The following is a 12237-nucleotide window of genomic DNA, read 5'->3' on the forward strand; positions in this document are numbered from 1 at the left end:
GAGACCCTCATTCCTTACGCGAAACCGGCAGGGAAAAGCGCTTGGGCGACAAGGCCCGGTCGGTGAAGCGAACCATCCTTACGGCGCCGTGAAAGAAGTTCACCCGGTTGTAGCGCATACCGACCGAACTGTTCCCCGGCCCCTGCGGCACGAAGCCCACCACTTTCGCCTCGCCTTCGAGCACCCCATCGACATAGCTGCGGTAGGTCGTACCATCGAAGGTCTGGGCGACGTGATACCAGCGGCCGATCGGATGGCGCTTCGCCGGATCGATCAGGACCTGCGCATACCCTCTCCCCTTGATGAAGCTGTCGAGATACCATTCATCCCCGACCACGCGAATTTCGAACAGCAGGCGCGTCTGGTTCGCCGGATCGTCGGAGGCGAGGTGGAGCCAGCGCTGCTCGAACGCGCCGCCGTCGGGCCGGAACACCGCCTCCACGGTGAAGGCCCGCGCACCGGCCAGCGGGTGGCGCGGCAGGTAGATCGCGTCGTCCTGTCCGTCGAAAACGACAGCGCCGTGCTCGACTCTGGGTTCGCCGACGACCTGTGTGGCCAGCCCGCCGATACGGTCGAGACGGTCGAACTTCCAGACCTGCTGCTTCGCCTGTACCGAGGCGGGCAGCGCCGTCAGCACCAGCAAGGCAAGGCCCCATCGCCGCATCACTGCGCCTCCCCGAGGATCACGACATTATTGCGCCGGGTCACTTCCGGTGCGCCGGTCGAAACCCTGACGTGCAGCACTTCTGGCGCCCCCGCCGGGACTATGAGCGAGACCGTCGCCGTCTTGGCCGCAAGGTCGCTCGGCGCCGCCAGCGCGGGCACCGGGGCGGAAGCGAGGACCTTGCCCTCCGCCGTCTCCAGAGTCAGCGTCCCGCCCGGCGCGGCGACCGAGCCGAGGCTATGGACCGTCACCGAGAGCTTGTTGCCCTTGCGAACCACGTCACCCACGCCGATACCGAGGTCGGGCCGATGCTCGGGCTGGACTTCGGCTTTCTGCTTAAGGCGGAAGGTCATGACCGTCGTGGCCCCCGGCGCGAAGGAGACCGGCAGCGAACCGCTGCGTTCCAGTTCGACCGCATGGGTAACGATATCGCCCTGCGCCTTGTCCCCGCCGTTCGCGGCCAGTCTCTGAGTCATTTCCCAGGTCCCCGCCACCACGTTCCACGTTCCCATGTCCGCGCGCTGCTCCGTCGCGGTCGTGTTGTAGGCGATGACCGTGAACTGCTCCGGCGTCGCATCGCGCACCAGGATCGCAACTTTCACCGCCGCCTCGGGATCGGCGAAGCGCCAGCTTACCGCGTTGCCCGGATAGGTCTGGTTGCGCTTGAGGGCGATGCCGCCGAGCCGTTCGCGCTGGAGATGCTCATTCGGCGCATCCACGCGGTCGGTCCACCAGTGGCCCTCGGTATACATATACATATGCTGGCTCTTGTCGGCGATCCCGTGGGCATTGAGCGCTTCCAGCCAGGCCTTGTCGCCGGTGGTGTTCCAGGCCTCGAACCGGGCGAAATCGTCGCCGCCTTCGGCCTTGCGCAGCACCGCGTCCTTCATGGCGGCACGCTGGCCAAGCACGGTCAGGGCATTCTCGTTGATCTCGCCGAGCGCGCCGAAATTGCCCTTGCCGACCCGGCCGAGCACCGGGCGCAAGTACTTGTCGTCCCCGGTGAAGCGCCAGGCCGCCCAGGCCGACTGCATCGGCAAAGATGCCCCGCCGCCGTCGCCCGCGCGCTCGCTGTCGTGGGGGAAGCTGATGTCGTTGGGGAAAGTCCAGAACCCGTCCACGCCCTGCTTGCCATGCGCCAGCAGCCCGTCGATCAGCCCCGTCACCAGTCCCCGCGCGGTGGGATCGGCGTTGAAAGTGCCCAGCAGAACCGGGGTGTGCATGATGACGAAGCCATAGGGCTTCTGCCAGGCCCATGGCTCGTCGCTGTAGATCCGGCGCCCACCGTACCAGCTGGAGGCGAGGTGCATGTGCCCCGCCGGGTTCCGGCGGATCACCTTGCCCAGCGCCTTGACGGTGGCCATCATCCGCTCGACCGCCTTGGGTTCGCCCCAGTTGAGGTAAAGCCGCTCGGCGTCGGAATTGATGCCCTCCTCGTAGACGTGGAGTTCGTCGGTGGTGATGGCGCTGAGGCCATCGACAATCATGCCGTTCTTGTAGACCGCATCCGAGAGCGCCCGCAGCGAGGCGTTGATCTTGTCCGGATCGACGCCCATCAGCGCGAGGCCCGGCCATTGCTGGGTGAGGTCGGTATCGTCGGAAATGCCGCCGCCGAAATCGCCATAAGGCACTTGCCGGTTATCGATCCACCAGTTCACGAACTGCCGCGTAAGCTTCAGGTCCTCCAGCTGGCGGAAGGCCCAGAGCGGCACGCCCGAAGGCGCCTCGGGCTGAGCGAAGGGCGGCAGCTGGTCCTCCGAATAGCCGATATCCGCCCAGTAGCGCCGCGCCTCCAGATTGCCGGGATCGACACGCAGCAAGTCGGTGATGTCGCCGTAGAGGCGGCGATAGAGACCGGCCCGCTTGGAAGCGGTGTGTTCTTCCACGAGGAAAGCCCAGTTGTCCTTCACCTGGTTGAAGCGGTCGGCGACATGTTCCGTTTTGGCCGCCTCCCGGTCCTTGAACACCATTCGCACGGTCATGCCGTCGAGCGACTTCGCACCGAAATCGGGCGCGGCGGACGCGACTGTCAGATAGAGGCTGTCCGCCGTCAGGATCCGGTCGCGGAGGTCCAGCCAGAGCGTGCGCGGCTCGCCGGGACGGACCGAGACCTGCACGTCGATCATGTCGCGGTCGGGCCAGATCGGGTCCTTCACGCGGATGTCGAGCGGGATCACGCCCTGCGCATTGGGCTTGGCATCGATCGCGGGGAGATCGATGGCCACGCCGTCCAGACCGTCGTGGACATTCTCCCAGCCGTAGTTCCAGGCCCGCGCCAAAGGGCGATCCGCAGGCGCGTCGCCGAAGTTCGAGGGGATCAGCACATGGACCAGCGGCAGGTCCTGCCCGCTGCGTCTCGCCGTTCCGGATGCCCCCGCGCTACCCGCGCCGACCGCCGCCTTCACCCCGCTCGTCGGCAGCGCCACCACGGTCGAGCGCTCGTTCGCCGGATAGCGACCCGCGATATGCGCGTTGAGCCGCTCCAGCGCACCAAGGTCCGAGGCCGCATCGGCGCGCACCGTATAGCTGAGCTGGAAAGTTCCCTTGGGCACCTCTCCCGCGTGGATGTCGTAGGCCCAGATTTCCTGGATCGGCTGTTCCTGCATCACATTGGTGAAACGCAAGCTGCCGCCGGTCTTCGTCGGCGTATCGGTGATCGAGCGCACCACGCCCTTGGGCCGCGCCGCCAGCTTGCCCCACGAGGACTTGCCGTCCGGCGACCACTCCAGCGCGCCATAAGCCGCGCCGCGAATCTCGACGCGGTTGAAGGCGGCACCTTGCGGCACCGTCAGCTCATAAGTCTTGCCGCCCTCGACATAGACATTCCAGTCCGGAAGCTGGAAATAGTCGTCGCGCCCCGGCAGGCGCGAGCGGTTGTAGACGCCCGGCCAGGTCGTCTCGGCAATGCCGTCGATGCCCTTCCACATCCATTCCTTGAGGTCCTTGGCATCGGCGAACTCGACCTTGCGGATCGCCGTGACCTTGTCCTTCAGAACGGGCGGGCTTTGCGTGTCCCATCCGAAGCGGTGGAGCCAGGCCTTGCGCAAGTCCGGCGCCGAGGCGGCGGGGGCGACCTCCTGCCGCGCCGCCAGCCGCGCCACTTGCGCGCCCTCCAGCATGTGATCGTAGACGCGGATATCGTCGAGATCGGAGCCGCGCATGAAGTTGTAGCGGCTCTGCACCTGATGCGGCGCGATCACGCGGCCCGCGAGACCGAACTGGTCGAGCGCCATGTCGAGGTCCGCCGCCTGCCGTTTCGCGGCGACTTCCCGGCCGTCCCAGAACAGCCTGACGCCCTCGTCCTCGTCCCAGGCGAAGGCGATGTGGTGCCAGGCATCGGGGGATAGCGTCTCCGGCAGTGCCCAGCTGACCCGCACCCGCGAGAGATTGGCGTCGGTAACGAAAGCGTCGAAGCCGTGGCCATTCCAGTCGATGCGCAGGAAAGCCATGTCCCAGCTCGAATGGTCGCCCGCGCTGGCCCGGAAGATCACGAAAGGCGCCTCGCCCACCGGGGCATGGCTGCGCCAGAAGAACGACAGGGTGCCGCGCTGGGCATAGATGTTGCCGGGCGCTTCCCATGCGACATAGACGCCGTCGGACCACCGCCCCGCCCCGCCGATCGCGCCGTCCGGCACGATCGCAACGTCGCTCCGGAAATTGGGCGCGGCGGCGCCGCCCGAAACCGTCGCATCGAACCCGCTGTCGAGCGGCGCCCGGAACAGCAGGCCGTCCGCGTCCTGCGCGAGAGCAGGCGCAGCGATGCTCCCCGCCAGACAGGCCGCCGCCAGAGCGATCCGCGAACAGACCCGCCGGGTCACGATAGGCCTTCCGGAATGCGACACGCCGATATCTCTCCCTTGCCGGGCCGGGGAGCATACTCTTCCCGATCTCCATTCTTGCACAACCTTATGACACCGGTATCATTTCGATCAACCCCGTTTCCTTGCCGGGCGCAGGATGAACTTGTGTCAATGGCTGTTACCCCGTCTCCTCCCGCCGTTTCAGCCGGTTGCATGATGATCGGCAACGGCTAGGGTTCCGCGCAGACACTTTCCGGGGACTTTCGCTTGAAATCGATCACGCGCCTTGCGCTTGCCACTTCGCTCGCCCTTCTCGGCGCGCTGCCCATCTTCGCCGCGCCGGTGGCCCCGGCCGATCCGCGGGACCCCAAGGATTCCTGGATCTGGCTGGAAGACCTCGACGGCAAACAGGCGATGGACTGGGTTGCCGCGCACAATGCCACCACCGAGAAACGGCTCGAAGCCGATCCCCGCTACAAGACCTTCTACGACGAAGCCCTCGCGATCTACGGCGCCAAGGACCGCATCCCCGCGCCGATGTTCCTGAACGGGCGCATCTACAATTTCTGGCAGGACGAGCAGCACTTGCGCGGCATCCTGCGGCGCACCTCGCTGGACGACTATCGCGGCGCCCAGCCCCAATGGGAAACCGTGCTCGACATCGACGCGCTCGGCAAGGCCGAGGGCAAGAGCTGGGTCTACAAGGGCGCCGACTGTCTTGAGACGGAGCAGCGGCTCTGCCTCGTCTCGCTGTCGGACGGCGGCGAGGATGCCGTGGAAGTCCGCGAGTTCGACCTCGCCACCGGCACATTCGTCAAAGGCGGTTTCCACACCCCCCGCGCCAAGCAGGGCGTGACCTGGGAAGACGCGGCCCACCTGCTGGTCGCCACCGAATGGACGCCGGGCGAGGTGACGGAATCGCTCTATCCCTATGTCATCAAGCGCGTCACTCGCGGGCGACCGCTGTCCGAGGCCGTCGAAATCTATCGCGGTCAGAAGAGCGACGTCGGCTCGTTCCCGGCGGTGATGCACGACGGGCAGGGCAACAGCCTCACCCTGATCTCGCGCGGCATCGACTTCTTCCACCAGCAGAGCCTGATCATCGGCAGCGACGGCAAGGTCCATGAACTGGCCATTCCGCAGAAGGTCTCGGTCGCCGGGCTCGTCTCCGGCCGCGTCGTGTTCCGGCTCGACGAAGCCTGGGGCAACCTGCCGAGCGGCGCCGTGGCGAGTGCGCCGCTGGAGGCCGTGCGCGCCCATCCCGAAGCGATCAGGGCCACGCTCGCCTGGGCACCGGGGCCGAAGGAAGCGCTGGACGGGATTTCCGCGACGAAAGACCGCCTGCTGCTTTCGGTGCTCGACAACGTCAACGGGCGGCTGCTCTCGCTGGCCCCAAAATCCGACGGCGGCTGGACCACGGCAAGCCTGCCCCTGCCCGACAAGCTGGCGCTGAACTTCGGTTCCGCCGACAGCCGCAGCAATCTCACCTTCGCCTCGGCGGAAGGCTTCACCACACCCGACACGCTCTATCTGGTGGATGCGGCCTCGGGCACGGCCCAGCCGGTCAAGAGCCTGCCCGCCCGCTTCGACGCGGCGGGCCTCGTCGTCGAGCAGCGCGAGGCGAAATCGACCGACGGCACCGCGATCCCCTACTTCCTGGTCCACCGCAAGGATATCCCACTCGACGGCTCCACGCCGGTCCTGCTCAATGCCTATGGCGGCTTCCAGTCCAGCTCGACGCCTTATTATGCGACGATCCAGGGCAAGCTCTGGATGGAACGCGGCGGCGCCTTCGCGGTCGCGAACATTCGCGGTGGCGGCGAGTTCGGCCCCGAGTGGCACGAGGCCGCGCTCAAGACCAGGCGCCAGGTCGCCTATGACGACTTCGCCAGCGTCGCGCGCGACATGATCGGGCGCAAGATCACCTCGCCCCGCCGCCTCGGCATCATCGGCGGCTCCAACGGCGGCCTGCTGATGGGCGTGGAGATGACCGAGTTCCCCGAACTCTACAATGCCGTGGTCATCCAGGTGCCGCTGCTCGACATGATCCGCATCAGCAAGATCGCCGCCGGGGCGAGCTGGCAGGGCGAGTACGGCGATGTCTATGCCGATCCCGAAGCCCGCAAGTTCTGGCTCAAGACCTCGCCCTACCACGCCCTGCGCAAGGGCGTGAAATATCCCGAGCCCTATATCTTCACCACCACCCGCGACGACCGCGTCGGCCCGCAGCACGCCCGCAAGTTCGCAGCGCGGATGGAGGAACTGGGCCTGCCGTTCTACTTCTACGAGAATACCGAAGGCGGCCATGGCTCCGGCGCGGACATTCGCCAGTCGGCGAAGACCGCCGCGCTCTGGGTGACCTACCTCAGTCAGAAGCTCATGGGGCCGGACGGCGAATAACGATCACCCCCAGCACCGAATGACCCGGATGGGGCCGCCAGCGCGGCCCCATTTGTTTTGCGCAACGGCCATAAGATGAGATTGATTTTCATTCGCATCATCATTAGGGGCGCGTGCCAATAGAGATCAATCAGGGGGATTTTTCGGTGCGTCCAATCGTCGCTGCCCGGCTTGCTGCAGGCATCGCTTTCGTTTCCATCGTCTCGGCTCAGGCGCCGGTACTCGCGCAATCGGCGGAACCGCAAGGCGACGAGAAGCCGGGCGAGGCTCCAAGTGAGGCTATCGTCGTCACCGCCGCACGCTCGGCGCTGCCCCCTTCGGCCCTGCCGCTGACCATCGACATCATCGGCAAGGACACCCTCGATCAGCAGCTGACGATCAGCGGCTCCGTCACCGATGCCGTCGCCACGCTCACGCCCAGCTTCTCGCCGACGCGCCAGAAGCTCTCCGGCGCGGGCGAGACGCTGCGCGGCCGCTCGCCGCTCTATGCGATCAACGGCATTCCGCAATCGACGCCGCTGCGCGACGGCAGCCGCGACGGCTTCACCATCGACGGCTTCTTCATCGACCGCGTGGAGCTGATCTTCGGCTCCAACGCCCTTCAGGGCATCGGCGGCACCGGCGGCATCGTCAATCAGGTGACGGTAGGCGCGCCGCAGAAGGAAGGCCTGTCCGGCCGCGTCCTGCTGCAAGGCACCGCCGACAACGACTTCCGCGGCGACGGCCTCGGCTGGAAGAGCGGCGGCCTGCTCCAGTACAAGACCGGCGCCTTCGACGCCACGATCGGCGCGACCTATGAAAACCGCGGCGTCTACTACGACGGCCAGGGCCGCCGGGTCGGCCTCAACCTGACCCAGGGCGAGACCCAGGACTCCAAGACGACGAACTTCTTCGCGCGCTTCGGATACGAACTCTCGTCCAGCGCCCGCGTCGACCTGATCGCCAGCCGGTTCGAGATGAAGGGCGACGGCGATTTCATCGCGCTTGAGGGCCGTCGCCCGACCGCTGCCGACCCCACGTTCGTGCCGACCAGCGCCGTGCGCGGCGATCCTCCCGGCAAGTCGGCGGCAAGCCGCACCGAAAGTCTGGCGCTGTCGCTGACCGACAAGGACCTCGGCGGCGGCAACCTCGTCACCCAGCTGTTCTTCAACCGAACCCACGACACCTTCGGCGGCGAAATCAACCCGCAAGCGACCTTCCAGGACCCCACCCTCGCCCCGGTCGGCACCCTGTTCGACCAGTCGCAGAACCGCTCGCGCAAGCTCGGCGGCAAGTTCAGCTACGAACGGACGGTGCCCGGTTTCGAAGACCTGACCGCGATCGTCGGCTTCGACGCCCTGTTCGACAAGACCGAGCAGGCGCTGATCGCCACGGGCCGCGTCTGGGTGCCGCCGAGCGACTTCCGTAGCCTCGCGCCGTTCGGCCAGCTCAATCTCAAACTGCTGGGCGGCAAGCTGCGCCTCGCGGGCGGCGCGCGCTGGGAAAACGTCCAGATCAAGATCGACGATTACCACACGCTGCCCTCGACCACGTTCGTCGCCTGCTCCGCCTCGCTTCCGGCGGGAACGCCCTGCGGCCTCTCCACCTATGGCGGCGTGGCGGTCGAAGGCGGCAAGCCCAAGTTCAGCGACCTGCTGCTGAACGGCGGCGTGATCCTCGAACCCTGGCAGGGCATCCGCGCCTATGCGAGCTATGCCGAAGGCTTCACAGCGCCGGACATCGGGCGCATCACCCGCTCGCTGAACCGCAGCGGCATCGACCTCGACGACTATCTCGACATTTCGCCGATCGTCACCAACAACCGCGAAATCGGGCTTGAGGTAAAGCGCGGCCCGCTGGACGCCGCGGTCGCCTATTTCTGGTCGTCGAGCGACAAGGGCCAGTTGCTGATCGCCCGGCCCGACCGGACCTTCGACGTCCAGCGCCAGCGGGTCGAAATCCAGGGGCTGGAGATCAACCTCAAGGCGCAGCTGCCGATCGAGGGCCTGCGCGCCGGGATCGGCTATGCCCATATCCAGGGCCGCTACGACAGCGATTCCACCAATCCCGACGGCGTGGTCGATACCGATCTCGACGGTTCGAACATCTCGCCGGACCGCGTCAACCTCAATGCGACTTATGCGAAGGGGCGGATTTCGGCGCTCGTCCAGACGCAGTTCTACCTGTCGCGGACCTTCCATGCCGATGCCGGCAAACCCCAGCCGGACCAGCGCAACAACTTCGGTGGCTATGCCGTTACCGATGCCAGCTTGCGCTACCAGACCGACCTCGGCGGCCTCAGCCTGAGCGTGCAGAACCTCTTCGACAAGTTCTACATCGACTACAGCAGCGACACCCGCCTGCCGACCGACAAACTGGCCTTCTTCTCCGGTCGCGGGCGGACTTTCACGCTGAGCTGGGATTACCGCTTCTAGAACATGCCACCGAGCTCGCCAACGCCCGGCGGATCAGAAACCACCGGGCGTTGGCGAGAAGCACAGATGGCGTAGCATGCCGCCGTCACTCGGGCAGGACTTCGATACCGGAAACGATCGCCGAACCAACAATGGGGCGAAACGACAGATCGAGCTTGCCATCGGCCACGCGAACCTCGATCTGGCGCACGAGCGCCGTCCACGAGGCTCCGGCCTCGCGGCGCACATCGATCCGCGCCGCCGCGCGCCCTTCCGCCAGAACCTCGAACTGCCGCGCCCCCACGGCGATCGTTTCATCAGGCTCGAAGAAATGCAGGCGTACCGTGTAACGTCCGTTGGGAACCGGGATGGCATAGCCGAAATCACCCTCGCGCCAACTTCCGTAAGCGGCCTGGTTCGCCGCCTTCGAAACCGGCTGCTCCGGGCCCGGCTCCCCGCCCCGCGACATGGAGGGTCGATCTCGGAAATGTCCCTTGCCGCCGGTCCAGAAAACGTCGGAACCCCAGAGTACGCCATCGGACGCCCGCTTCTCCTCCAGGGTCCCCGCGCGAATGTGGTAGAGGCCCGGCTTTCCCTCGAAAGTCCAGGTCACCGCATCGGAAACCCTGGCCCCTTCCCGCGTTCCACTCGCCTCAAGCCGGTTTTCGCCTGGCTCAAGCACGACACCCGGCCAGCGGCAGATGCCGGTATCGCACTGCGCCTCTCCCAGCAGCCTCCCGTTCAGAATGAGGCTGACCGTCCCGGTATTGGCATAAGCCTTCACCTCCACCACAGGATAGGCCCGCGCCGCATGGCGCCGCTGCGCCAGATGAACGGTCGGCTGCCCGGACCAGTTGGCCTTGTAGAAATAGAATGCATCCTTGCGAGTCCGGCGGTCGAAAGTGACGAGGCCCTTGTCATTCGTGTCGGTCAGGTCCCCTTCCAGCCGCAACTCGTTGGAAAAGTCGAACATGTTCCACACCCAACTCGCCCAGACATAGGGACGCGCGGCGATCTGCTTCCAGCTTTCCTCCAACAGCCAGCTCTGGAATTCCTCGGGATGGGGCCGCCCGAACGCGGCGATCGGGCCGCCCTGCGGATCGTCCGTATGCTGGGTCAGCGCTCCGCCTGCTCCATATTCGCTGATCGAGATCGGTTGGCGCGGAAAGCGGGCGTGGACCCGGTCGAGATCGCGGCCCAGCAAATCCACGGTATTGCCGTACCAGCCATGATAGCGGTTGTAGCCGATCACATCGGTAATTCCGGCCACGCTGTCCAGTCCCGGCCGGTTCTCCTCCGCGATGGTCCCGCAGCAGTCGGCAAGCGTGGCCGGGCGTAGCGGGTCCTCGGAATGAACCACCGTCTGCAGGCGCTCCAGCAAGGGCCGCGCGTGCGAAGTGCCCCGCCCCTTGGCCGCTTCCAGATTGACCTCATTGGCGATCGACCAGACTGCGATCGAAGGGTGATTGTATTCCTGCCGGATCAATTCGCGCAATTGCCGTTCGGCATTGGCAGCGAAAGCCTCGGTCGTCGTTTCCGAGTACCAGGGTGCCGAACGGTCGACGAGGGGGATTTCCGCCCAGACGACCATGCCTGCTTCATCCATCTGCCGATAGGCTTCGTCGGCATGCTGATAGTGGGCGAGGCGCACCGTATTGGCGCCGATTTCCTTGATGATCGCGGTGTCCTCGGCGATGTCCGCCGCCGTGATGGCCCAGCCCTTGCCCGGCCGATCCTGATGGCGCGATACCCCGTGAAGCGGCACATGTCGGCCATTGAGCCAGAACCCCGTCTCCGGATCGATCCGCATCGTGCGAATGCCCAGCGGCTGCTCGACCTCATCGAGTTGATGCCCGGAATGGTCGAGCAGACGAACGCTTACGCGGTACAGATAAGGATCGCGGAGCCCGTCCCACAAGCGTGGATCGGCTACATCCAGCACGCTCTCAAGGTCCGCGCGCGCCGTCGTTCCAACGCCTGCGGCAATCTCGAAGGCCGCGTCCGCTTTGGCGACCACCCGGCCCTTGCGGTCGAGAATCCGGGTATGGACGGTGCCTCCGGAGGAACGCGCCAGGTCGTTTTCGAGCCGTGTGAGCACGCGAACGCGCGCCTTGCGGCCTTCCACGGACACCGTGCCTGCATAGATGCCCGGTCCCCCGAAGTCCTCCATCGCGATCCGCAGCGGGCCGGTCACGATCAGCGAGGCGGGTCGGTAGAGGCCGCCGTACATCGGCCAGTCGCCGTTCATCGGGATCACGTCTGCGGTCGGCGACCCTTTCTCGCGCGGCGAACTGTTGTCCACCCGCACGACCAGCACGTTGTCACCGTCAGCCTTCAGCGCTTTCGTGGCGTCGAACCGGAATCCCGCGAAAGCCCCGGCATGGCGGCCAAGAAGCACCCCGTTGACCCATACTTCGGCAACGACGCTTGCCGCATCGAACTGGACCCAGACGCGCCGGTTCCCCAGCTTTTCGGGCGTACGGAAACTGCGCCGATACCAACCCGCGCCCTTGACGTTCTGATAGTCCTCGCGCCGCTGCGCGGTTCCGCCCATACGGTTCCAACTGTGCGGAAGCGCGACCCTTTCCCAGGCCGAGGCATCGAAACCGACATCCCGCACCGCTGGCGGAAGATCACCGAGATGGAAGGACCAGTCTGCGAGCAAAGGCGTGGTCTCGCGCGCTTCGAGATGCGTGGATGAGAAACCAAGCGACAGCACGCAAGTCATGGCAAGCAGATGGATGCGGCAGGCGTGGCTTCTACACGACATGTTTCTCTCCCCGACTGTTCCGGTTCTTATGCGCCGCGAATGTTGCAGCACTCGGTGCCGAATACAACTTGTACGAGAATTTCCCGCCGAAGCGGCGTTCCAGTCCTACTTTCCGGCAGGTGCGCATTTCGAGATTCGTCGATTCCGGAGTGGGTAAACACCGAATATGTCGTACGCATATTATCTCGGACATGACCCAAAACTGCCGCG

At 65.8% G+C, this 12237-nt stretch carries 5 protein-coding genes; 2 read left to right on the forward strand and 3 right to left on the reverse strand.

Going from position 1 to position 12237, the window contains the following annotated elements; genetic code table 11:
• Nucleotides 1-7: 7 nt before the first annotated feature.
• Entirely contained in the window at nt 8-664 is a 657-nt protein-coding gene (locus tag ACZ1II_RS05970; RefSeq protein ID WP_465143502.1) for a LamG domain-containing protein, read from the reverse strand.
• The gene (locus ACZ1II_RS05975; protein ID WP_465143503.1) at nt 664-4482 is read right to left on the reverse strand and encodes a LamG-like jellyroll fold domain-containing protein; all 3819 of its coding nucleotides are present in this window, start codon (nt 4480-4482) and stop codon (nt 664-666) included. The genes ACZ1II_RS05970 and ACZ1II_RS05975 overlap by 1 nt, the downstream gene beginning before the upstream one ends.
• Nucleotides 4483-4731: 249 nt before the next feature.
• On the opposite strand from ACZ1II_RS05975, the gene ACZ1II_RS05980 reads away from it, so the two are divergent.
• Together ACZ1II_RS05980 and ACZ1II_RS05985 are read left to right on the forward strand one after the other, a co-directional pair.
• Nucleotides 4732-6864 carry a prolyl oligopeptidase family serine peptidase gene (locus ACZ1II_RS05980; protein WP_465143504.1) on the forward strand — a complete coding sequence of 711 codons (2133 nt, stop codon included), beginning with the start codon at nt 4732-4734 and terminating at the stop codon, nt 6862-6864.
• A gap of 155 nt (nt 6865-7019) precedes the next feature.
• On the forward strand, nt 7020-9278 hold the full coding sequence (locus tag ACZ1II_RS05985; protein ID WP_465144536.1) for a TonB-dependent receptor: 2259 nt from the start codon (nt 7020-7022) through the stop codon (nt 9276-9278).
• Between the two features lie 85 nt (nt 9279-9363).
• On the opposite strand, the gene ACZ1II_RS05990 is transcribed toward ACZ1II_RS05985, so the two are convergent.
• On the reverse strand, nt 9364-12027 hold the full coding sequence (locus ACZ1II_RS05990; protein WP_465143505.1) for a glycoside hydrolase family 2 TIM barrel-domain containing protein: 2664 nt from the start codon (nt 12025-12027) through the stop codon (nt 9364-9366).
• Nucleotides 12028-12237: the final 210 nt, after the last annotated feature.

This window comes from Novosphingobium sp. BL-S-20 (assembly GCF_055521635.1).

Coding starts and splice junctions, on each gene's coding strand:
- ACZ1II_RS05970 (WP_465143502.1), bottom strand. CDS start 664: ATGCGGCGATGGGGCCTTGCCTTGCTGGTGCTGACGGCGCTGCCCGCC.
- ACZ1II_RS05990 (WP_465143505.1), bottom strand. CDS start 12,027: ATGTCGTGTAGAAGCCACGCCTGCCGCATCCATCTGCTTGCCATGACT.